The following is a 22,983-nucleotide window of genomic DNA, read 5'->3' as shown; positions in this document are numbered from 1 at the left end:
AATGAAAAAAATTTTTATTGTATTTGCGGCGGTTTTTTTATTTTCTGCTTTGGCTGAAGCCTATTCTATTGATATCAGGCTTGATTCTGTTTACTTTGATAACTCAACTACAACGAACCTATCAAACTATATAGGAAAAAAACCAACGCTTGTGATGTTTTTCTATCCCGATTGCGATCCCTGTCAGAAAGAGGCTTATGTAATCGATAGAGTCTATAGCTATTTTAGAGACAAAGTCCAGATAGTGGGTATAAGTTTAAGCAGGGATAGATATGACATTGGCGATTTTATCAAAGAACACCATGTTAAGTATCCTGTATGGCGAATTCACTCAAGAAGCGATCTAAAAAGTATAGGAGGCATACTTGCCACACCAACGGTTGTTATAATAAATAAGCAGGGTAAGATTGTTGCAAAATTTATAGGCAAAAGAAGCTTTTCTTGCCTAAAACAGATTCTTACAAATCTTGTGGAAGGGGTGAGGTAGATGTATAAGGTTGTGGTGTGCGATAACATATCTGAAAAGGGTATTGATATTTTAAAAAATGAAAAGGATATTGTTGTTGAAATAAAAAGCGATCTGGACAAAAAAGAGCTTCCAAAGCAGCTTGGCGATGCCGATGCAATTATTACACGCAGCTCAACCACCGTTGATAAGGAGTTTTTATCCTACTGTAAGAACCTTAAGGTTATAGGCAGAGCTGGTGTAGGTGTGGACAATATTGATTTGGATGAGGCATCAAAAAAGGGAATCGTGGTATTAAATATGCCCACGGGTAATACACTTGCCGCTACAGAGCATACCATGACCCATATGCTCAACTGTTTAAGATTTATGCCCAATGCTAATTATGAGCTTAAATATAAGCATATCTGGGATAGAAAAAAGTGGATGGGTATTGAGCTTTTTGGAAAAACCGTGGGTATTATAGGAATGGGCAGGATTGGTACGCAGGTGGCAATAAGGGCTATGAGTTTTGGTGCAAAGGTGATTGTTTATGACCCGTATATTCCCAAAGAAAAGGCAACCCGCATAGGTGCAAAGATTGTTGATAAACTTGATGAATTGATTGAAAATGCCGATATAATCACAATTCATACACCAAAAACCGATGAAACATACAATATGATCTCTTATGATGAGATTAAAAAGATGAAAAACGGTGTGATTTTGATAAACTGTGCAAGGGGCGGGCTGTACAACGAAGATGCACTTTATGATGGTTTAAAAAGTGGCAAAATCAGGGCTTTAGGTATAGATGTTTTTGAGAATGAGCCGCAGCCCAACCATCCTTTATTTGAATTTGATAATGTTTTTGTTACGCCGCATCTTGGTGCAAATACTTTTGAATCTCAAATCAGGGTTGCAGAGGGCATTGCCCGCTCTGTCATTGATGCTTTGAAGGGTAGAGGTTATGAAAATGCCGTTAATATAAAAATGGAGGATGAAGAGATCTCAGAAATCGGCAGGCAGTTTTTGGGGCTTGCCGAAAGGATGGGTTCTTTTTTGAGCCAGTACACCAAGAGCTTTATTAAATGCATAGCAATATACCCCCACGGTGAGATAGAAAAAAACGCAAACTCCCTGATGCTTTTTACAACGGTTGGTGTTTTAAAAAATATTGTTGATGAGCATGTCAATTATGTCAATGCACCATATTTGATAGAAGAAAGAGGCATTAAAACACAAATTAAGCCGTTTGAGAGATCCACTGAGTTTAAAAATCTTCTTGTTATAGATATTGAATACGACGATGATAAACATATCGAAATAGGCGGTGCGGTGTTTGAGCCAAACAAAGCTCGAATTGTGTTTATGGATGGATTTGATATGGAGATAGAGCTTTCGGGCAATATAATTGTGTTTAAAAACCATGACAAACCGGGCATTATTGGTAAAGTTGGAGAGATTTTAGGCAGACATAACATCAACATTGCAGATTTCAGGCTTGGCAGAAGAAAGGATTTAGGGGAGGCTTTGTCGTTTATCAAAACCGACCAGGAAGTTGATGAGAATATTTTAAAAGAGATAATGCAGATAGATGGTGCAATCAGTATAGCAAAAGTAAAACTATAGTTATTATTCTGCTATTTGAAATACTGCGTTAAAAAAGTAATAGAATAGAGATTTTTGCTTTTTTGCTACAGTCTTTTATCAATTCTCTTCTATATAAAAAAGTTCTTTTTTGTTGAACAATAATAAATTATATGTTAAAGATTAAAAAAACACTTTAAGGGGGATTAATATGGAAAGTATCAGGGAGTTATTCAAATATGGACATGGACCATCAAGTAGCCACACGATGGGTCCTCAAAGGGCTGCTGAGGAATTTAAGAAACGATATCCACAGGCAAATTATTTTAAAGTTATACTTTATGGATCATTAGCGGCAACAGGAAAGGGTCATCTAACCGATGTTATAATCGCAAAGACACTTAAACCAGCCAAAGCCGATATTATCTTTAAACCGGAGATTTTTTTAGAAAAGCATCCAAACGGAATGGATTTTGAGGCTTATGTGGATGGCAAGAAAATAGGAGAAACCTGGAGGGTTTACAGCGTAGGTGGTGGCACAATTAAGGATTTTACAGAAAAAGATGACGCCAAAGAAAGGGTGTATGATTTAAATAAACTCACCGATATTCTTAAATGGTGTAAAACAGAAGGCAAAGAGTTGTGGGAGTATGTTGAAAAGTGTGAAGGTGATGGAATATGGGATTTCCTTGCCGATATCTGGGAGAAGATGAAGGATACAATAGAAAGGGGGCTTGTTGCAGAGGGTGTATTGCCCGGAAGTTTGAAGTTGCCACGAAAGGCATCGTCATTTTATTTAAAAAGTAAGCAACTTAACGATGATTTGGCGGATAAATGCCTGCTTAGTGCATACGCCCTTGCAACATCTGAGGAGAATGCGGCAGGCGGCAAGGTTGTAACAGCCCCCACATGTGGCTCATCGGGTGTATTGCCAGCAGTGCTTAGATTTATGCAGGAGAAATATCAACTTCCCGATGAGTATATTTTAAAAGCATTGGCTATAGCGGGACTGATAGGTAATTTAATAAAGCATAATGCCTCTATAGCAGGCGCTGAGGTTGGTTGTCAGGGCGAGGTTGGTGCAGCTTGCTCAATGGCAGCAGCAGCTGCGGCAAAACTCAGAGGCGCAAGCCCACAAAAGATAGAGTATGCAGCAGAGATTGCTATGGAACACCATCTGGGTTTAACATGCGATCCAGTGGGTGGATATGTTCAGATTCCATGCATAGAAAGAAATGTTGTGGCAGCGTCAAGGGCAATAGATTCTGCCAATTATGCCTTTTTTTCAGATGGCACACACAGGATTAGCTTTGATAAGGTGGTGGATGCCATGATGAAAACAGGTAAGGATTTAAAAACAGCTTATAAGGAAACTTCAAAAGGCGGTTTAGCTGTAGAGATTAAATAAAATTGTATCTGGAGGGATTATGCTTACAAAAAAGATAAACAAATCTGAATTGGATGAAAAGAGTAGATATACAACTTTTACCTATGCAAAAAGGTGGGAGACAAAACCCATACCAAAATTTGAAATACCTGAGTCTTCCAGCGATTCAAGGGTGGTTTATCAGATAATTAAAGATGAACTAAATTTGGATGGCAACCCTTCACTGAACCTTGCAAGCTTTGTAACAACATGGATGGAGCCAGAGGCTGATATGCTTATGAAGGAAGTCGCAAATAAAAACTATGTTGATCAAGATGAATATCCCCAGACAAAAATAATACATGACAGAGTAGTTAACATGATAGCCAATATGTTTAATGCGCAAGAGGAGGCTGTTGGAACGGCAACTGTTGGCTCATCTGAGGCTATTATGCTCGGGCTTTTAGCTCACAAATGGTCATGGAGAAAGAGAAGAAAAGCATTAGGCAAAGATTATTCAAACCCCAATATCGTTTTTGGTGCAGATGTGCACTCATGCTGGGAAAAATTTGCGTTGTACTTTGATGTTGAAATGAGGGTTTCACCTATGAGAGAGGGGCACTATACTCTAACTAAAGAGGATGTAAAAGGCCTTATAGATGAGAACACAATTGCTGTAGGAGCTGTTGTGGGCACAACTTTTACGGGCCAGATAGATGATATCGAAGGCATCAATGATTATCTTATTGAAGTTAAAGAAAAAAAGGGGTGGGATATACCTATTCATGTGGATGCTGCAAGCGGTGGTTTTATTGCGCCGTTTGTTTATCCTGACCTGAAGATAGATTTTAGGCTTGAGAGGGTAAAGTCTATTAATACATCTAATCACAAGTTTGGGCTTGTCTATCCTGGGATGGGCACATTGATCTTTAGAAGCAGAGATGTAATACCTGAGGAGCTTATTTTTAATATAAACTACCTTGGCGGCACGATGGCAAATTACAGTTTGAATTTTTCAAAGCCCAGCTCTCAGGTAATCTTGCAATACTACAATTTTTTAAGACTTGGAAAAGAAGGCTACAAAAAGATCATGAATAATATTATGCAAAACGCTCACTATCTTGAGGATGAGCTACTACAATTAGGCGTGTTTGAAATTTTAACAGACACAAAATATCTGCCCGTTGTGGTACTTAGACTGAAGGATACAAGTGAATATACTGTTTTTGATATTTCAGAGCACTTAAGAAAATATGGTTGGATAGTGCCAGCCTACACCTTGCCGCCAGATGCACAACATATTGCTGTATTGAGGATTGTAGTTAGAGAAAATTTTAGCAGGGATATGGCAGAGATGCTTATAAAAGATATTAAAAATACACTGAAGGAGCTTAAAGCAACGGCAAAATGCAGAATAAAGAAACATCCTCAAGGGGACAAGAAGCAAAAACATAATCCTATTTGTTGAAATGGAATTTTAGTTTGTAGGTAAAAAATGAGTGGTTTAACAGGCTATATCATAACTGTGTTTATGGGGTTTGTTGCCATTATGAACCCGATTTTGAGTATATCTGCCTTTTTGGATTTAACAGAGGATAAAACCTATAAAGAGAAAAAACAGATAGCAAAAACAGCATCTATTGCTGCATGGCTTATAGTCGTTGTGTTTGTTGTTGGCGGTAAATATATCTTTGATATGTTTGATATAACGATTCCTGCATTCAAAATCGCCGGTGGCATTTTGGTGTTTTATGTAGGTTTTGAGATGCTAACATCTAATAAATCCTCTGTGCATAATACCCCGGTTAAAGGGGAAAATTCAAATGTTGCTATCTCACCCCTTGCAATACCGATACTGTCTGGTCCTGGCACAATTGTAACGGCCATGAATTTTGTTACTAAAACCGATTATCTGCATCTTACAATTGTCGTTGTTATATTCACCATAATGATAGTTATAACTTACTACTGTTTCCTTTTGAGTGATGTGATAATGAAAAAATTGGGTAGAAACCTCATGGCAGTTATAACAAAATTGATGGGTTTGATTCTTGCGATATTGGGCACAGAGGTTGTGACAGAGGGTATTAAGTTAACTTTTCATCTAAAATAAACCCTTAATGGGCTAAAATTACATCATCAGACCCATAGCATAGCTAAATATGACAATAATGCCGATTATAAGAAGAACAAGCAGGGATAAATCCCTTTTTAGATTGAAGCCTTTTTGGGTGTAAATGGTGTATAAAAACGGCACTACAAATATGAAGGCTGCAATTGACGGCGCACTTAAAAAGCCCAAAATAGACATAATCTCGATATTTGATATCGCTATAAGCCACAGGATAAAGAAAATTATTACAGATGAAATGGCGCTCAGTGTTTTTTGGCTTAAGTTATTGGCTTTTGATGGCTCAAGCTTGACCAACAACCACTTTGTGCCTTCGTTGAATGTTTCTAATGTTCCAAGAAACGCCCCTAAAAAGGAACTTAAAATCGCTGTTATAGGTATTATGGGCACGATATAGTGCCATATGCCGCTTTTGAAATGCTCAGAGAGTATATCCATAATGGATAGGTTTTGTTTTGCAGCCTCTGCAACGATGTGGTTGTTAACAGACAATAGGGATGAGAAGATAAAAAAGATTGTAAAAAATGTGATAAGGAGCGTGCTTAAGAATATGTTGTTTTTAACCTTTTCGTAAGCTTTAGAATTATCGTTGCAGCTTTTTTTGTAATACATGGTAAACGGCGATATTATCTGAGAGAAGTTCATCGAAAAAACTAAAATAGGGAAAATCATCAAAAGACCACGCACTATATCGAATAACGAGCCACCAAAATCTAAGTTTTTTATACTCCAGTGTGGGATTAAGTGAACAGATACGGCAAACAAAGCTACAACAAGAGGATAAACAACAAAAGACATTATTTTTAGCATAATCTTTTTATTTGTCATCATAATAACTATAGGGATTGCCAGAACAAGAAACGAAAACCACATTTTATTTGATAGGGCTGTTTTTGTTAAGCCAAACATCACAAGGGCATCGGAGACCTCCTTTGGCAGGCTGATGGCATAGGCTACAATAGCAGTAAAGCATGTGAGAAAATATATAATATTGGATGTAAGAGCTAATGAAGTATTAAACTTTAGATTAAAAATCTGCGTTATGTTGTAATCGGATTTTTCCTGTAGCACTATCCTTGCGATATTGAAACCTGAAAAATACATTACGGGGATGATGAACACAGAAGCGATTGTTAGAGAAATAACGCCGCTTATTGCAGCCTGAATGGGCAAAAACAGTATTCCAGCACCGATTGCCGTACCGAATATAACAAAAATCCACTCTATATCCCTGAAACTTATCTTTCTCATAAAACCACCCCTAACAATTTTACCCGGATTTTAAGGATATAATTAAGAGAAATCAAGAAAATAATTATATAAGGCTCAACAATTAATACTGTTGGTAAGAGACAATACAAAAGCATTCGATAAGAATAGGTTTTGAGACTGGTCGATTAAAAATCTCAAAAAAATTAAACTTTCTGTTTATACATCCGATTAACTATACAGAAGATTGAAAGAAAAGGAGGTGATGCCCTTTAGAGAGCATCTTTTGGGTTTTAAAGTTCGGGTTGGGGTTGCATGTTTCACTGATTAAAACTGTAAGGAGGTAAGCGATGGGATTAAGAATTAATACAAATGTAGCGGCTCAATACTCAGTTTACAACCTTGTAAACACAAACAACAAGCTTTCTCAGTCTTTAAACAGACTGTCCACAGGTTTGAGGATTACAAAGGCTGCAGATGATGCAGCAGGCATGACAATTGCAGACGGTTTGCAATTTCAGTCCAAAAACTTAGGTCAGGCAATTTCAAACGGTAATAACGCTATCAAACTCATCCAGATTGCAGATATGGCGCTTCAGAAATCTATCGACATCGTTCAGACAATCGCTCAAAAAGCAACGCAGGCTGCAAACGCCACAGAGGATCCAGCATCAAGAAAGGCGATTCAGGCAGAAATCAATAAGCTCATCCAGGAGGTTAACAACATTGCTGAAACAACATCCTACAAGGATACAAAGCTGCTTGATGGTACATTTACAAACAGAATAGTTCACATCGGCGCTTATATGAATCAAACTTTGTCTATAGGTGCTCAAAGAACGGCTGCAGACTCCATTGGATGGGTGGCAAATGGTACAATAACTAACAGTAACGGCTGGTTTAATTCTGAGCAGAAGGCTTCTAATACTTCTAATAATACCTTGACTTATAATGCTAACACTCACCTTGTTGAGCTTGTTGATAATGATCTTACAATAAACGGTGTTGCTGTAGGTCAGGATGCAGCGGGTATTAATAGGAATCAGCAGATTGATGCAAAAACATTTGCAGCAGCAATTAATGCAGTTCAACTGCAGACAGGTGGAGTAGAGGCAGAGGCTAAAACTACAGTCACAGGTAATGCAGCTATTACAGCTGGTGTAATTAATGCTGGTGATCTGTGGATAAACGGTGTCAATATAGGCCAGGTCAATGTAGGCGCCAATGATGCAAACGGTGCACTTGTTGAGGCTATTAATAAATACACCGATCAAACAGGTGTTGTTGCAAGTGTTGACAATCAGGGTAAACTTGTATTGACAGCAGAGGATGGTAGAAATATTGCTGTTGAGGTTAATGGTAATGCTGGTAATATAACAGGTCTTTCAACGCAAGAGACAACAGTGCAAGGTACTGTATCAACTATTTCTACTAACTTTAACTTCTACTTAAACGGCATACAAATAACGTTAGATGCTAATGTAAAAGCCACCAGTGCTGTTCAATCCATCAACCAGCAACTTGCTGCAGCAGGTGTTGATACAGACAAGATTTTTGCTGTTAAAGCCCCAGGCGGAAGTCATGGCTATGTAAAATTAGTTGTAAGAGATGGCGAAGATTTAAATATCTATGTAGCAAGCGGACAGGCTAAAGCAAGTCATCTAACTTTCATAGGTTTGGCTTCTGTTACCAAGAATCATGACACCTACTATCTTGCCAATAATTCGCATCATGGAACGATAACTCTAACCAATACGGATAATATCACTATCGGTGGAAATGATACAGGAGTTGCTGGTCTTGGCAGTGGTGTTATTGCACCAACAAAGAGACTTCAGGATGTTGATGTTACAACCACTAAGGGAGCTGAGCTTGCAATTAAGATAGCTCAATCTGCCTTGAGTGACCTTGATAAGGTAAGGTCTAATTTGGGTGCTATCCAGAACCAGATTCAGGCAACAGTTGAAAACATATCAATCACGCAGATAAACATTAACGGCGCTGAATCCACAATCAGAGATGTAAACTTCGCTCAAGAATCTTCAAACTTCTCCAAGCTTCAGATTCTTGCTCAGTCTGGTACTTATGCACTTGCTCAGGCAAATGCGGTTCAGCAGAATGTTCTAAGACTGCTTCAGTAAAAAACAGGGGGCTTAAAGCCCCCTTAATTTGATTTTGTAATTTGAGAGAGTTTTTCCATTAGCTGGTTATACTCTTTTATCATTCCCATCTCTTTATAACATAAAGCCAATTTTGTAAGTGTTTTTATTTTGTCATCTGAGTATTGCAGGTATTCTTCAAATGCCCTAAACGCCTTTTCATACTCTTCAAACTCATAATATAGATTGCCAAGATGGTCAAGAATGGAGGGTTTTAGATTTGGATTAAGCTGAATGGCTTTTTCAAGGTTTTCTTTTGCCTTTATATATTCCTCTTTTAAAAGGTATAGTTTGCCCAAAGCCATATAGACAAGTGCCTGATACGGTATAAGCTCTACTGCTTCGTTTAGGTATTTTTCTGCATCATCAAGCTTGTTTTTGTCCATACTGATGCTTCCAAGCAAAAACGGTATATCTCCGAAAGCTCCAGCTTTTTCATATAAAGAAAGCAAAATATCGTAGGCTTTGTCAAACTCTTCCTTTTTAACATACTCTATTGCTTCTGAATATTGTTCAAATAGTTCATTGTTTAGCTTAAGTTGTTCAAACAGAATATTTTGTTTTTTGATATTTTTTGTGGTTGTGCTCATCTGTTCAATAACATTGAGCCATTTTTTAAGATCTTTGTTGTCTGGCTCGTAATCAAGGGCTCTATTTAGAAGCATCTTTGCCTCTGTAAAGTTTTGAGCATCTGCTGCTTTTTTAGCAAGCACAAGATGGGATAGAACCATGTTTTTTTCAACATTGTAATCAAAAAGAGCTTTTTTGAGATCAGGTTTAAGCTCTAAAGCTTTTTGAAAGTTTTCAAGAGTCTCTTTATGCATAAACCTATTGAGGCTTAACAGCTTACCTTTTAGGTAGTATAGCTCTGCTTTTTCTGGATAGAGTTTTATAGCTTCATCTGCAAGATCTATGCCGTCGTAAATATTTTTAAAGTCGTAATAAATCTCAAGCAACTCTATAATGTTGTCGATTTTTTTTAAAAAGCGATTGGGGTTTTGTCTGTATTCCTTTTCTAATTTTAGTTGTCTGTAGAGTTTTGTGAGATGCTTTTTTACTTCTGTGGTTTTTGAACTTATGAGTTTGAAGTATTTTATAGCCTGTTTGATTCTTTTTGTGTTGTCCTGGCCTTCTATGTCGATTTCTTCTAAGTTGAACTCGTAAAATTCTTTAAAATAAAAATGAAAAACAGCCGATAGGAATGTTTTGTCATAGGTAATTTCGTCGTTTATTTTATTAATCTTTTCTACATCTTTACTGATTAAAGAGGTATTTTTTGTTTTTAGCCACCTTTTTAATACATCTTCAGCCATAGTTAGTGCTTTTTTTGAGTCTTTGTAGATTTTTTCTAATGTTTTGATTATTTGCTGGGTTTGTTTTGACATCTCAAGGAGCATAGTTGTGTTATGAGTGCTATTTAGATTTAGTTTTTCTATAGGTTCTTTAGCATAGAGTTCTGTTGCCTCTTTTAAACTCATTAGTTTGCAACCGTTTATGTAGGCACCACCTTCTGTGGCGTTGATAAACTCAAATCCCTCTTTTGATAACTCTCTTACAATGGATTCTGTTATTTTTAAACCGGAAAGCAGCGTAAAAGATGTCGGCACTTTCTTTTCATAATTTCCTTTTATCCATATAATATCATCCTGTATTATTCCTTCCACAGAGGTGCCTGCGGCATGATCTGCTCCGCCTGAGTATGCCCAATCCTGGCCTATAAAAATAATGGGATTTGAACCGATGATATATGCAACCTTTATAGCAAAATGGGTAACTGCGTTGACGGGAAGCTGTTTTTTTGAATGTTTTCCAATGATATTATCATAAAAACCAACAAAAGAATCGCTGTCGTAATCAAGATATGTTGTTTTGAATAGTTTTGGTATCGAATGGAATATGGCTGATTGACCTGCAAAAACAATTTCGCTTGCTTTTTTTTCTTTTAAGATTTCAGTGTATTTCATCTCGTTGACATACTTATGATCAACGCCACATACAAAATCAGGTACTATATCATACCTTTTTAAAATTGATATAGCACTATCTGCTGCTATAATTATCACTTTGTTTTCTATCTCTTTAAGTAAGTGGATGTTTTTTGATAGTGATGGTCCGCTTGCAACGATAACTGCTGGTTTGTTTTTGTAAATGCCATCCAATTTTTCTACAAATCCGCCCGTTGCAAATTTGGAGAGGTTTTTTATGTTATTTTCCTGAATATCTTTTGAGTGTTGCATTAGTGTATTTCTGTTTGTGATAATGACAGATATATGTTTTTTAAGAAAATCAACTGCTTTTTGAGTCCAGTTAAGTTTGGCTTCATTATATCCAGGGCATGTAAAGTAAGCTGCATTGCCCCAGTTTAGCCTCTGGCGGAGTATGCTTATTGTTGCCTCTATCTGGTTTTCCATATTTTCTTCATCTATAAGAGCAAGGAGTGTTTTTTTATCCTGCTCGATTTTTGAAAGATTCTTGTGTAATAGGGTGGCTTTTACTATGCATGGATTTGTTTCGAAGATCACAAGAACGGTTTTTTTGAATTTTTCTCTAAACTTTTCTATAAAATCGCCATTACCAAAGCCAAACAAGAATACTGTATCATAGGGTTTGATGTTTTCTGGGATTTCAATATTTTCTTTGTCTAACATTACGCCTTTGTAGAATAGTTTTGAATCTTTAAGCTCGATATCAGGGTCATCCTTGCAATCTTTTACCCTTTCGAACCAATTAGAATCTTCTATTGCTTTATCCTCTGAATATAAGAAATCAAGGAGCTCTTTTGGGGATAGTTTTTCAGCCATTTTTGCCTCCGTTTTTGTTCTTTTGAAGTTGTAGCAAACATTATTCCTTTAATGGTATCATAAATTTTGTTTGTATTAAAGATTATGAGTATAGTATAATCTTAAAAAATTAAGTGAGGATTTGGTGATGGTTGATGGTAGGGTTATACTAATTACAGGAGGAACCGGTTCGTTTGGTAGAAAGTTTACTAAGATATTGTTGGAGCAATACAATCCGCAAAAGATAATTATCTATTCTCGTGATGAGTATAAACAATATTTAATGCAAAAGGAGTTTGAAAAGTTTCAAAAAAGACTCAGATTTTTTATAGGTGATGTGAGAGATAAAGAACGACTTTACAGGGCTTTTGAAGGTGTTGATATTGTTGTTCATGCAGCAGCACTAAAACATGTGCCTTTGATGGAGTATAATCCTATTGAGGCTGTAAAAACAAACATCGGTGGAGCTGAAAACATTATAAATGCAGCTATCGATAAAGGTGTAAAAAAGGTTATAGCACTTTCAACAGATAAAGCAGTAAACCCGATAAACCTTTATGGAGCTACCAAGCTTGTTTCAGATAAATTGTTTATTGCTGCAAATTCCTATGTAGGTAAAAAAGATACATGTTTTTGTGTTGTTAGATATGGCAATGTTGCTGGAAGCAGGGGCTCTGTAATTCCATATTTTCTAAATCTTGTTAAAAATGGATCAAAAAGTTTACCTATCACAGATTTTAGAATGACGCGCTTCTGGATAACATTAAAGCAAGGTGTTGATATGGTTTTGAGAGCCATTGATGAAGCTAAAGGTGGAGAGATTTATGTTTCAAAAATTCCATCATTTAAGATTGTTGATCTTGCAAAAGCTATATGTCCTGAATGCAAACTTAAAGAGGTTGGTATAAGACCTGGAGAAAAGCTACATGAGGTTATGATTACAGAGGGAGATGTTAATACATTTGAATACGATGATCATTATATAATTTATCCTTCAATGAGCTGGTTTAGCGTTGCCAAGAGATTAAAAAAAGGCGGAAAAAAGGTAAAAGAGGGTTTTAGGTATTCATCTGATACTAATTTATGCTGGTTGAGTATTGAAGATCTGAAAGCTCAGCTAAAACAGATTGATGTGGTGTATTAAGGTGGATAGGTTTTTGCCTTACAGTAGGCAGTGGATTGATGAAGAAGATATAAAAAATGTTGTTGAAGTGCTTAAAGAAAACATTATAACGCAAGGTGAGAAAATTGAACAATTTGAAAAAGCACTTGCTGAAATATTTGGAGCAAAATATGCTGTTGTTTTCAATAGTGGAACATCTGCTTTACATGGAGCCTATTTTGCCCTATCATTGGGCAAAAACGATGAATTTATAACGACACCGATAAGTTTTGTTGCTACATCCAATGCGGGTTTATATCTTGGGGCAAAACCCGTTTTTGTTGATATAGATAGTGATACAGGATGCATCGATGCTTCTTTAATAGAAAAGCATATAAATCCAAAAACAAAACTTATTAGTGTTGTTCATTACGGTGGTCATCCTGTTGATATGGATGTTGTTTGGAATATTGCAGACAGATATGGTTTGTTTGTTGTTGAAGATGCATGCCATGCATTGGGCAGCAAATATAAAGGAAAAATGATTGGTGATTGCAAAAGGTCTTCAGCTGTGATTTTTAGTTTTCATCCTTTAAAGCATATAACAACCGGTGAGGGTGGTGCCGTTCTGACTAATTATGAAGATGTATATAATAAACTTAAGATGTTTAGAAATAGTGGCATTACAAAAGATAAAAGATTTTTTGAAAATAAAAGTGATGGTGATTGGTATTATGAGATGCAGATTTTGGGTTTCAATTACAAGATGACGGATTTTCAGGCAGCATTGGGTTTATCTCAGCTAAAAAAATTAGAAAGGTTTGTTAAAAAAAGGAGAGAGATAGCTAATTTTTATGATACAAAATTTGAAGGAAATAAGTGGTTTAATGTTTTAAAAAATAAAGATTTTGCGCTAAATAGTTATCATCTTTATCCGATTAGATTAAAAGGGAATTGCACAGAGAAAAAGCAGGAGATTTTTAAAGCGTTGAGAAAGAGTGGTCTCGGTGTTCAAGTGCACTATATTCCCATATATCTGCAGCCTTTTTATAAAAAGCTTGGATATAAACAGGGTTTGTGCCCTGAAGCAGAAGCATTCTACAGGCAGGAATTATCCCTGCCGATTTTTCCTTTGATGGATGAGAAAGATGTAGAGTTTGTTATTAGTGCTGTATTTGATGTGTTTGAGAGGATGTGTGGATGATTAATAATGAATTGTTTGTTTGCTTATATTTATGAAATGAATATTTTTATGAAGGTAGGATTTATAAAGAGGAAAGCTTAACATAAACTCTTAAGGAATTATCAAAGTGAAGACAATAGCTTTTGTGCCGGTTAGATTAACTTCATCAAGATTGCCAGAGAAACACCTTAAACTCATAGGGGATAGAACTTTGCTTTCATGGGTTGTAAAAAGACTTAAAAGCTGCAAAGAAATAGATGAAATAGTTATTTGTACCCCAGAAGAAAAGGAAAATGATAAGTTAATTTCGTTTTGCAAAGAAGAAGATGTAAGACTTTATATTTATAATGGCTCGGTAAATGATGTTGTTGGTAGATTGGCATCGGCTGCAAGGCAGTTTGGGGCTGATATATGTGTTCTTGGAAGTGGTGATTGTCCGTTGTTGTGCTCCAAAACAATAGATAAGCTTGTTTCTTTGTTGAAATCAAACCCCGACTACTCCATAGCATGCCTGAAGCAATCAAAAAAACCTCTTATTCATGAAGGAATTGGTGTGGTAAAAAGAGAGGTTTGGGAACTCGCAGATAAATTATCAGATACACCCCAATTAAGGGAAAATCACTTTCCTGTTTTAAAGACTAAAAAAGACAGGTTTAAAAGATTTAAAACTATTTGTATAGAAGATGATGAAATATTTTATAGATTGAATCATAGAATTTCTGTTGATACTCCTATGGATCTTGAATTTATGAATGCAGTTTATCAGGAGCTGAAAAGTATAGGTAAGGAATTTAATTTGATAAATACTATAGAGTTGCTCGAAAAAAAACCGCAATTAATGGAAATAAACAAAAATGTCAAACAAAAGGATTTGAATGATAAATCATATAATATATTAATGGTAGTTAGTGCTGTTTCAAATTACGGGTATGGCAATTTAATGAGATCGCTTGAAATAGGTAGAGTATTAACACAGAAGGGATTTGGTGTTAGATTTGCGGTATTTGACGAGGAAGCTTTAAATTTGTGTAAAAAAAATCTTTTTGGATGTTTTGTTATAAATAATTTAGATAATGTAAAAAATATATCTAAAGAATTTGATGCGGTTATATTTGATTTAAATTCTCAGATATTTGTTAATAAGTCTTTGGTTTTATCGCTAAAACAGCAAAGTAAAGTTGTAGTGTTTATAGATAATTTGTCAGAAGGCGCTAAAATTTCCGATTTAATTATTATTCCTACTGCTCATTATATAGGAGAGAAACTTAAAAATCTTGTGTGGGGAGAAGAGCATGTTGTTTTAAGAAAAAAAGTGCTTGACTCAAGACCTAAGCCAATAGATGAAAAAAAAGGTGTTATCGCAAGGATTGATAAAGATAAAATGGAAATTATAAAAAATCTTTGGAAGAATGTAGAGTTTATAGAAGACTTTGATGAAAATTTTGTAGAAAAAGTTAATAATGCTGCAACTGTTATTTTACACCTTGGTATTTCTTGTTATGAGGCAGTATATTTGAATACACCTATAGTTGTTATTCCAAGAAGAAAAGATGAAGTTATGGAAATTGAGAAGTTTAATCTCTTTTGTATTTCTGATAGCAGAAAAAAACTTGGAAATGGGGCAGAGAAAATCGTTGAGCAGATCGTAAAGTTAATTAATTAAAACTTGTTTTATGGAGAAATCTTGGATGGAGATAATAAAAGATTTTCTTGATGAGGAAAGAGGCAAATTTCATAAAGGAGTAGTGATTGATTCAAAAGAAGGTTATGATGTTATTGAATGTGAGCAATGTGGCTTTAAACATATTATACCTATTCCCACAAGTAGAGAAATTGAGCAGTTTTATAAAGAAGAGTTTTATACAAAAGAGAAGCCCGTGTATTTTAAGAATGTTGAAGAGGATTTAGAGTGGATATATGAAACTTACAAAAATTATTATTATCTTATAGAAAAATATATTTCTACTAAAAGTCGAAAGCTTCTTGAGATAGGATCAGGGCCAGGATATTTTCTAAAATGCGGTAATCAATTTGGTTGGAAAACTATTGGATTTGAACCATCTGTAGCTGCTTACAATTATGCAACGAGTCTTGGTGTTAATGTTATAAATAAAGCTTTTGATCAGAAATATTTAGGCAAACATGAAAAATTTGATGTTGTATGTATGATTAATGTTTTAGAGCATGTGGCAGACCCAATAGGATTGCTTGAAAGCGTTAAAGTATTGTTAAACAAAGAAGGAGTTATTTTAGTTGTTGCTCCAAATGATTATAATCCATTACAAGAGATTTTAAGAAGAAACTTTGGTTTTGAGCCGTGGTGGGTTGCGCCAAAACATCATATAAATTATTTTGATTTTGATTCTATTAGATTACTACTGGAAAGATTAGGTTTTAATGTGGTAGAAGTTCTGTCAACATTTCCAATGGAATTTTTTTTGATGAGTGGAATAAATTATGTTGGAGATAACAAAAAGGGAAGAGAATGCCATTTTAAAAGAAAAATTTTTGAAATAAATATGTATAAATACGGAAGAGAATATATAACTGATATTTATAGGATGTTTGCTAAAATTGGCATAGGAAGGCAATTTGTGGTACTGGGAGTGTTAAAAAATTAGATGGAAAAATTTGTTGTAATAAATAAGTTATGCAACATCGACAAAATGTTAAATAATTAGTGTATGAAAAACGCAATTATTACTATAGCGGCAGGCAAATCGCAGATATCACTTATAAGGAAAATAAGAAATAAAGGATTTTCCGTGATATGTGTTGATAGAAATCCGAAGGCCGAAGGGTTTAAATTTTGTGATGAGTGTATAATTGAAAGTACGCATAATGCTAATGCTGTCATTGAAAAATTAGAAAGAATAAAGAATGGGTGGAATTTTTGCGGTATAATAACTAAGAGTTCTGGCATTCCGGTCATTACAACAGCAAAAATTGCAGAATATTTTGAATTGAGATATGTGTCGCAAGATATTGCAGAAACTGTAGTTGATAAAGGTAAATTAATTTCTAAATTAAATAAAATAGGTGTTCCTGCCCCAAAAGTTAAAGTAGTTTCAAAGGAAACAGAGTTAAACATAGATTTTTCTCCACCATTTTTCGTGAAGCCGTCTATATGTTTCAAAACACATACTGGCATGAGTAAGGTTGAGGGGTATGATTCTCTTTTGTGTGCTGTAGAGGCAGCCATGAGTGTAAGTGAAAATAGATGTGTTTCAATTGAGCAGTTTATTAAAGGGATCGATGTAATTTCTATTGATTGGGTATTTGAGAATAAAATAATTCATGTTGCGACTATCGAAGAAATTAACTCTGGAGAGCCATTCTTTTATGGATTGGGTTGGAGAATTCCAGTCTCTTGTAATTGCGAGGAAGAGATAAAAAGAGTGCAGTATGATTTTATTAGTAAAATGGGGATTAATAATTCATTAGTTCAGACTTCTATGAAATTTGATGGTAATAAAGCCTATATTATAGAAGTTCATTTAGATTTGGGCGGGGATGGTGTACCGGATGTATTAATACCTTACAGTTTAAATTATGATATAATTGAAAATGCGATAAATTTAGCAGTCGGAGAGTCACCTAAGGCTCCTAAATCTTTGGTAATTCCTACATATCTACGCTTTTTATTGGAATCGGAAGTAAAAAATAAGCCTATAGATTTTAAATATATAAGAGAATATTTTGGTGGAGTTGAGGTTAATTTTAATGGTTTGGTTGCTGAAATGAATGATGAACATCGCATAGGTGCTGTAGTTTTTCAAGCTTCAACTATCGATGAATTAGATTTGAAGGTTTCAGAATTTGAAAGGTGGATTAGGGTTGGTTAAGCATATTAAAAAATTAGTTATCTTAAAGCCTTTTTATTCTATTAGTGTAATGTATAATATTGCAATGTTACCTCAAAGCTTATCACTGCTTGTGAGTATTTTTGAAAAGTATGAGTTTAAGTAATAAATTATTTAGAGGAGTGCAAAATGAAACATAATATCGAACTGTGGGAAGAAGTATATAAGTGGAATAAAAAAGAGAGAAATTATTTGGTATACCCCGATGAAGAGGTTGTGAGAATTATAAAGAAATTTTTTTTGCCGAGGAATGTAAAAAGTGTTTTAGATGTTGGGTGTGGAAGTGGAAGGCATACTTTGGCATTGTTGAGGGAAGGATTTAGCGTAACTGCTGTTGATACATCAGAAACAGCATTGGGTATATTAAAATCTTTGGTAAATAATTTTAAAGAAAACATAAATGATAAATTAAAAATTATGCAGGGTGATATAAAGAATATGCCTTTTAATAATAATAGTTTCGATGCAATTTTATGCTGGGGGGTATTGCATTATTTAGATACTGAAGAGTTAAAAAAAGCCATAAAAGAAATGCATAGAATACTTAAGGAGGGAGGACTTTTAGCTTTGACCCTTAGATCTACTGAAGATTCAGAATATAAAAGAGAGCACGGGGATAAACTTCAGGAATCACAAGCTTTTGAAAGTAAAGGAATGTTGTTTAAGTATTTTTCAGAATCGGATTTGCCTTCAATCTTGGGAAATTTTAAGATAATAAATTATGGACATAAAACTCGCACAACTTTTGAAGATAAGAAAAGAGTTATTGCACATTGGTTTATTGTAGCTAAAAAGGTAGGATTTAAATAATGGACGGCTTATCTGTTTTTCTTAAAACAGCCCTTTATAGGGTAATTTCTGTATTTGTTATCGGTGTTTTGGCTGTTAAAATGTTTTCTTTGTTGTTATTTGGTAATGGAAATATAGGTATATTTGATTTAAAAAATTGGTGTGCACTTTATTTTGTTATAACATTTGTTTTGGGTGAGGTTTTGTGCTTTTTGGTGAATTATTATTAGGTAAGCTGTTTTTTCTTGGAAAATATTTGATGATAGCGATGAAATTGAAAGGGTTTCACTGTTGAGTAATAATTTTTTAAGGAGAAGTGATTTTGGTAAATTAACACAATACTCAATGGATTTTTCGGAAGTAAACTTTGTGTTGAGCAGGGTATTTGCTGGATTAGGATTACTTGCAGCTATGAGTGCAGCAGTTGTATCTGTAATTATTCTTAAGATTAATTTTGTAGAAACTCTTGGATTTCTTGCATTATTATTTATGTGTTTTTGCTATTTGTTTATTTGTATGATTATTTTGTGGTTGTTATATCATGGTCCTGTGAGTGCTTTGTTTTTTTTATGCAATAAAGCAATCTTTGGATTAGAAAATATCAAGAAGTTAGAAAATATATTGTTTCTTTTGTCATTTTCGTTGCTTAACGCAGTAATTGTTGTCATTGTTGTGTTTTTTGGAGAGCAAAATGGTTTACAGTTGTCAAGCGTAAATGGTGTTTTGCTATTATCATTTTTAGTGCTAACGATAGTATTCTTTTATATATCTATAGTTTATAGAACTAATGCTAATAAAAACATCAAGTATTATAAACAACCACCCGGAAGACATTGTCGCAGAAGGAAGTTTTAGTGCATGAATAAAATAAAAACAATTCTAATTCTTGGTGCTGGTATTGAGCAGGCTGCGGCAATAAAAATAGCAAGAGATATAGGATTAAGGGTAATTGCTGTTGATGGTAACCCCAATGCGATTGGTTTGAGGCTATCTGATGTTGGAATAGTTGCAGACATTAAAGATAGTGAAAAGATGATAGAAATAGGCAAAAAATACAATATTAATGGTGTATTTACACACGCCGTTGAGATACCTCAGGTAGTTGCTAAGGTTGCTAAAGTTTTGGGTTTACCTGGTTTGGATCCTCAGGCTGCAGAAAGAGCCACAAATAAACTTAAAAGAATTCAATGTTTGAAAGAATATGGAATTAATGTGCCTAAATTTGAATATGCGAGAGATCTTGCAGAAGCTAAAAGGAAAGTTAAAAAAATAGGTTTTCCTTGCGTGGTTAAGCCTATCGATAATGCAGGAGCTCGTGGTGTTAAAAAAATCTCTCATGTAGTAGAGCTTGAAAGTTCTTTTGAAGAGGTTTTGAGTTATGCAAAGCAAGAAAGAAAAGTTTTGATTGAAGAATTTTTAGATGGCAAGCAGATAAGTACGGAATCAGTAATTTATAATGGAAGGATAATTACAACCGGTTTTGCTGATAGAAATTATTCAAGGTTAAAGGAGTTTGAACCATATTTTGTGGAAGATGGTCATAGTGTTCCTTCGACGATATCTAAAGAGGAGAAAAGTAAGGTTGCAGAAGTGGTAGAGCTGGCTATAAAATCTTTGGGTATTAACTGGGGGGTTGCAAAAGGGGATATATTAATTAAAGATGGTAAAGTGTATATAATAGAGATGGCAGCACGAACAAGTGGTGGTTGGTTTTGTTCAGGTACTGTTCCTATAGCAACCGGTATTAATATCTTAAAACCCTTAATTAAAATGAGTGTGAACTTACCAATAAATGAAGAATGTTTTCATCCAAAGTTTGAAAAGGCGGCTTGCCAGAGATATATAATTCCAACAAAAGACGGTATTTTTAAGGGCATTCATGGTGTGAACAAAGCGGCTCAAATGCCAGGGGTTAGAATGCTTGGTTTATTTAATCTTCCTAAAATAGGTCAGAAAATAAGAAAGGCTACTAATCATTCTGAAAGAATAGGTCATTTAATAGCAGAGGGAGATACATTAGAGCAAGCTGTTAGAAGGTGTGAAAATGCAGTAAAACTTATATCAATTGAGGTCGAAGATGAAAGATAAATTGAACATTTTAATAATAGGAAACGGTCATTATGCTACTGGTTCTACGGTTTTGGAGGGAAAAAAGGAAACCGATAAAGATTTTGGTGTTATTCTTCCATCTATTCTTGAGCTCAAAAAGCAAGGCTTGGTTGGAAGGGTTTATTTAGCTGCTCGTAATGGCAAAAAATTTCCTAAATTACGAGAAAAACTTAAGCTGATGAATGAAACTTTTGGCTGGGATACTGATATTAGATTGTTTCCAAAAGATAGTAAATTAGATAGCAATGCTTATAAAGAGGCTTTAGAGCGTTTACCGGCACCGAAAGGAGTTATAATAGCGACACCCGATCATTTACATAAAGAAATGATTTTAGAGTCTATAAAGCACAAATGCCATTTTTTGGTTGTAAAGCCTGCAGTTACAACTCTAAAAGATTTAGAAGAAATAATAGAAGCTCAATATGAGGCAAATGTATTAGGATTGGTAGACTATCATAAGGTTTATGATGAAGCTAATTTGATATTAAAGGATGATTATGAAAAAGGTAAATATGGAAAAATCCAGCACATTTTTACCAGGATGACGCAAAGAAGAGATATGTTGTCGATATTTAAAGATTGGATTGTAAAAGATAATAATATAAACCATTATTTGGGATGTCATTATATTCATCTTGTAGGATTTATAACAAAGGCTATTCCAATTAATGTTAGAGCTACTTGCCAGTATGGTGTAGCTAAGAATGAATTTGGTATAGATACACCGGATCTTATAGAAACTCAGGTAACCTGGAGAGATATGGATAGAAACGAATTTGTTTCATATCATATTGCTGGCTGGTCGGACCCTTCGGAAACTTCATCGATGACATATCAAGAGATTCACATTATATCTACTGAAGGTTATATAGTGTCTGATCAGAGATATAGAGGGTTTGAAACTGTTTTAGTTGGTAAAGGACAAAGTATTGTGAACCCTTATTTCTTTTATCTTAACAAGTATTTAAACGGGGAAGTAAGTTTGGATGTAAAATATGGGTTTAAAAGCATTAAGGTATTTGTGGAATCTGCTTTAGCTGTAGAAAATGGCGCTAATATACAGGTTTTCGAAAAAACATTACCTACAATCAGAGAATCCAGGAATGTAACTGCAGTTTTGGAGGCTGCAGATAAAAGCCTCAAAAATGATTCTTCGATTGTAAAAGTAGATGAATTAATTTTGAAAAATTAATTTTGAAAAATTAATTTTAATAAAATGCTTATCTATCCATCCAAGAAAGGTTATTATCACAGTTTTCCTACATTTGTTGAAGACAATAGACATTTGTATATATATTTTAGAGAAGGGATTAGTCAAAACAATTGTGTGCATGGATTTGATGGCAAAATATTGAGAGTAAAGGTTTCTGTTTCGGATTTGCTTGCTTTTCCTGATTGCTTGGCAGATAGAGGAAATAGCAAAATTGTGTTTGATGGTGAAAATGAGATGGATGCGATTGTTTCTAAGCTTGATAATAATTTGTTTAGTTTGTGTACAAGAATATGGATTCCTAATCAAAAAAATGATTGCTATGTTTCGTTTAGTGAAACACCCGAGTTTTACGAAAGACAACCAGTCATAGTTGATGGCATAGACATATCTGCTTTTTATGGCAAAGCCTTTAAATCTAAGTATGGGTATATTTTTCCTGCCTATGGTGTTATAAAAAAAGACGGATTGCAAAGACCTCTTATTTTTGTTACGGATACACAAAAATGGGAATTGCTTTCTTATCTACCTACCAAGCTTAATGGAAACAGGTTAAACGAAAGCTCCGTTGTTAGTTTTAACAATCGATGGTTTATTTTTATGAGAGAGGATGAGCCACCTTTTGGAATATGGATGAGCGAATCGGATGATTTGCTTAACTGGTCTAACCCGGTCAAACTATTTTCAAAAGCTCATACACCTGTGGCTTATGTTTTTAAATCAAGACTTGTTTTATTTTTTAGATATTTATATGCTAAAAATGTTTCTGCTATTGGTTTTATTTATCCTTTAGAAAAAGATTTTTCTATACATATCGTGGAAATCTATAAAGGTAATCCGTATGATGGAGGTTATTGTGATTTAGGAGAGGTAAATGAAAATTTATTTGTTAGTTTTTATTTAGGAAATGAATTTGCTAATCCTACAGTGGAGATGAGGTTGGTAGAAACTAAAGCAAGTTTTGGAAAATGAGGGCTGGTTTATAAAAATGAATATGTATTGGGCTTTTTTGGCTTAAATTAAATAGAGGAAATTAAATAGAGGAAA

Annotated in this window: 19 protein-coding genes; 17 read left to right on the top strand and 2 right to left on the bottom strand. The window is 34.6% G+C overall.

Annotated features, from left to right (window positions below; translation table 11 throughout):
• Window position 1: 1 nt before the first annotated feature.
• The 5 genes from EK17_RS02615 to EK17_RS02595 all read left to right on the top strand — a co-directional run bounded on the left by EK17_RS02615 (window position 2) and on the right by EK17_RS02595 (window position 5,514).
• On the top strand, window positions 2-487 hold the full coding sequence (locus EK17_RS02615) for a TlpA family protein disulfide reductase (RefSeq protein ID WP_035587220.1): 486 nt from the start codon (window positions 2-4) through the stop codon (window positions 485-487).
• Window positions 488-2,077, top strand: a complete 1,590-nt coding sequence (gene serA / locus EK17_RS02610; RefSeq protein ID WP_035587218.1) for a phosphoglycerate dehydrogenase — start codon at window positions 488-490, stop codon at window positions 2,075-2,077. It abuts the gene before it with no gap.
• 169 nt (window positions 2,078-2,246) lie between these two features.
• Window positions 2,247-3,443 carry an L-serine ammonia-lyase gene (locus EK17_RS02605; RefSeq protein ID WP_035587217.1) on the top strand — a complete coding sequence of 399 codons (1,197 nt, stop codon included), beginning with the start codon at window positions 2,247-2,249 and terminating at the stop codon, window positions 3,441-3,443.
• A gap of 19 nt (window positions 3,444-3,462) precedes the next feature.
• Window positions 3,463-4,869, top strand: a complete 1,407-nt coding sequence (locus EK17_RS02600) for a glutamate decarboxylase (protein WP_035587215.1) — start codon at window positions 3,463-3,465, stop codon at window positions 4,867-4,869.
• Between the two features lie 27 nt (window positions 4,870-4,896).
• Entirely contained in the window at window positions 4,897-5,514 is a 618-nt protein-coding gene (locus EK17_RS02595; RefSeq protein WP_035587214.1) for a MarC family protein, read from the top strand.
• A gap of 18 nt (window positions 5,515-5,532) precedes the next feature.
• Here the strand turns inward: EK17_RS02595 and EK17_RS02590 are convergent, their stop codons facing one another.
• A complete protein-coding gene (locus EK17_RS02590) occupies window positions 5,533-6,783 on the bottom strand; it encodes an aromatic amino acid transport family protein (protein ID WP_035587213.1) in 1,251 nt (416 codons plus the stop codon).
• A gap of 308 nt (window positions 6,784-7,091) precedes the next feature.
• Here EK17_RS02590 and EK17_RS02585 point away from each other — a divergent pair, with 308 nt between their 5' ends.
• Entirely contained in the window at window positions 7,092-8,882 is a 1,791-nt protein-coding gene (locus EK17_RS02585; protein ID WP_035587212.1) for a flagellin N-terminal helical domain-containing protein, read from the top strand.
• A gap of 23 nt (window positions 8,883-8,905) precedes the next feature.
• Here the strand turns inward: EK17_RS02585 and EK17_RS02580 are convergent, their stop codons facing one another.
• Window positions 8,906-11,701, bottom strand: coding sequence for a 6-hydroxymethylpterin diphosphokinase MptE-like protein (locus EK17_RS02580; RefSeq protein ID WP_035587211.1), 2,796 nt, complete (start codon window positions 11,699-11,701; stop codon window positions 8,906-8,908).
• 127 nt (window positions 11,702-11,828) lie between these two features.
• Between EK17_RS02580 and pseB the strand changes: the two genes are divergently transcribed.
• The 11 genes from pseB to EK17_RS02525 all read left to right on the top strand — a co-directional run bounded on the left by pseB (window position 11,829) and on the right by EK17_RS02525 (window position 22,908).
• Window positions 11,829-12,824, top strand: coding sequence for a UDP-N-acetylglucosamine 4,6-dehydratase (inverting) (pseB, locus tag EK17_RS02575; RefSeq protein ID WP_035587209.1), 996 nt, complete (start codon window positions 11,829-11,831; stop codon window positions 12,822-12,824).
• Complete coding sequence (gene pseC / locus EK17_RS02570; RefSeq protein ID WP_035587208.1) at window positions 12,811-13,986, top strand: UDP-4-amino-4,6-dideoxy-N-acetyl-beta-L-altrosamine transaminase; 1,176 nt, start codon at window positions 12,811-12,813, stop codon at window positions 13,984-13,986. Before pseB ends, pseC begins: the two co-directional genes overlap by 14 nt.
• A gap of 106 nt (window positions 13,987-14,092) precedes the next feature.
• Window positions 14,093-15,628, top strand: a complete 1,536-nt coding sequence (locus EK17_RS02565; RefSeq protein ID WP_035587207.1) for a cytidylyltransferase domain-containing protein — start codon at window positions 14,093-14,095, stop codon at window positions 15,626-15,628.
• Between the two features lie 25 nt (window positions 15,629-15,653).
• Window positions 15,654-16,586: a class I SAM-dependent methyltransferase gene (locus tag EK17_RS02560; RefSeq protein WP_035587206.1), complete on the top strand. Its 933-nt coding sequence runs from the start codon at window positions 15,654-15,656 to the stop codon at window positions 16,584-16,586.
• A 63-nt stretch (window positions 16,587-16,649) separates the two neighbouring features.
• Window positions 16,650-17,810: an ATP-grasp domain-containing protein gene (locus EK17_RS02555; protein WP_035587203.1), complete on the top strand. Its 1,161-nt coding sequence runs from the start codon at window positions 16,650-16,652 to the stop codon at window positions 17,808-17,810.
• A 147-nt stretch (window positions 17,811-17,957) separates the two neighbouring features.
• Window positions 17,958-18,638 (top strand): class I SAM-dependent methyltransferase, encoded by a 681-nt coding sequence (locus EK17_RS02550; protein WP_035587202.1) that lies wholly within the window; start codon window positions 17,958-17,960, stop codon window positions 18,636-18,638.
• A complete protein-coding gene (locus EK17_RS02545) occupies window positions 18,638-18,847 on the top strand; it encodes a hypothetical protein (protein WP_035587200.1) in 210 nt (69 codons plus the stop codon). Before EK17_RS02550 ends, EK17_RS02545 begins: the two co-directional genes overlap by 1 nt.
• 61 nt (window positions 18,848-18,908) lie before the next feature.
• Complete coding sequence (locus EK17_RS02540) at window positions 18,909-19,472, top strand: hypothetical protein (protein WP_156957507.1); 564 nt, start codon at window positions 18,909-18,911, stop codon at window positions 19,470-19,472.
• A 3-nt stretch (window positions 19,473-19,475) separates the two neighbouring features.
• Window positions 19,476-20,705 (top strand): ATP-grasp domain-containing protein, encoded by a 1,230-nt coding sequence (locus EK17_RS02535; RefSeq protein WP_035587197.1) that lies wholly within the window; start codon window positions 19,476-19,478, stop codon window positions 20,703-20,705.
• Window positions 20,695-21,918: a Gfo/Idh/MocA family protein gene (locus tag EK17_RS02530; protein WP_035587196.1), complete on the top strand. Its 1,224-nt coding sequence runs from the start codon at window positions 20,695-20,697 to the stop codon at window positions 21,916-21,918. Before EK17_RS02535 ends, EK17_RS02530 begins: the two co-directional genes overlap by 11 nt.
• Before the next feature lie 24 nt (window positions 21,919-21,942).
• Window positions 21,943-22,908 (top strand): sialidase family protein, encoded by a 966-nt coding sequence (locus EK17_RS02525; protein WP_156957506.1) that lies wholly within the window; start codon window positions 21,943-21,945, stop codon window positions 22,906-22,908.
• Window positions 22,909-22,983 lie beyond the last annotated feature (75 nt).

Origin of the sequence: Hippea jasoniae (assembly GCF_000744435.1) — a bacterium.
GTDB lineage: Bacteria > Campylobacterota_A > Desulfurellia > Desulfurellales > Hippeaceae > Hippea > Hippea jasoniae.
The sequence above is the reverse complement of the archived record's forward strand: the minus strand, read 5'-3'. Positions and strand labels throughout refer to the sequence as shown.

Excerpts from the sequence above, each read along its gene's own strand:
- serA (WP_035587218.1), top strand. The coding sequence starts at position 488 with ATGTATAAGGTTGTGGTGTGCGATAACATATCTGAAAAGGGTATTGAT.
- EK17_RS02615 (WP_035587220.1), top strand. The coding sequence starts at position 2 with ATGAAAAAAATTTTTATTGTATTTGCGGCGGTTTTTTTATTTTCTGCT.
- EK17_RS02555 (WP_035587203.1), top strand. The coding sequence starts at position 16,650 with ATGAAAAACGCAATTATTACTATAGCGGCAGGCAAATCGCAGATATCA.
- pseB (WP_035587209.1), top strand. The coding sequence starts at position 11,829 with ATGGTTGATGGTAGGGTTATACTAATTACAGGAGGAACCGGTTCGTTT.
- EK17_RS02550 (WP_035587202.1), top strand. The coding sequence starts at position 17,958 with ATGAAACATAATATCGAACTGTGGGAAGAAGTATATAAGTGGAATAAA.
- pseC (WP_035587208.1), top strand. The coding sequence starts at position 12,811 with ATGTGGTGTATTAAGGTGGATAGGTTTTTGCCTTACAGTAGGCAGTGG.
- EK17_RS02595 (WP_035587214.1), top strand. The coding sequence starts at position 4,897 with ATGAGTGGTTTAACAGGCTATATCATAACTGTGTTTATGGGGTTTGTT.
- EK17_RS02560 (WP_035587206.1), top strand. The coding sequence starts at position 15,654 with ATGGAGATAATAAAAGATTTTCTTGATGAGGAAAGAGGCAAATTTCAT.
- EK17_RS02585 (WP_035587212.1), top strand. The coding sequence starts at position 7,092 with ATGGGATTAAGAATTAATACAAATGTAGCGGCTCAATACTCAGTTTAC.
- EK17_RS02590 (WP_035587213.1), bottom strand. The coding sequence starts at position 6,783 with ATGAGAAAGATAAGTTTCAGGGATATAGAGTGGATTTTTGTTATATTC.
- EK17_RS02525 (WP_156957506.1), top strand. The coding sequence starts at position 21,943 with ATGCTTATCTATCCATCCAAGAAAGGTTATTATCACAGTTTTCCTACA.
- EK17_RS02580 (WP_035587211.1), bottom strand. The coding sequence starts at position 11,701 with ATGGCTGAAAAACTATCCCCAAAAGAGCTCCTTGATTTCTTATATTCA.
- EK17_RS02600 (WP_035587215.1), top strand. The coding sequence starts at position 3,463 with ATGCTTACAAAAAAGATAAACAAATCTGAATTGGATGAAAAGAGTAGA.
- EK17_RS02535 (WP_035587197.1), top strand. The coding sequence starts at position 19,476 with ATGAATAAAATAAAAACAATTCTAATTCTTGGTGCTGGTATTGAGCAG.
- EK17_RS02605 (WP_035587217.1), top strand. The coding sequence starts at position 2,247 with ATGGAAAGTATCAGGGAGTTATTCAAATATGGACATGGACCATCAAGT.
- EK17_RS02545 (WP_035587200.1), top strand. The coding sequence starts at position 18,638 with ATGGACGGCTTATCTGTTTTTCTTAAAACAGCCCTTTATAGGGTAATT.
- EK17_RS02530 (WP_035587196.1), top strand. The coding sequence starts at position 20,695 with ATGAAAGATAAATTGAACATTTTAATAATAGGAAACGGTCATTATGCT.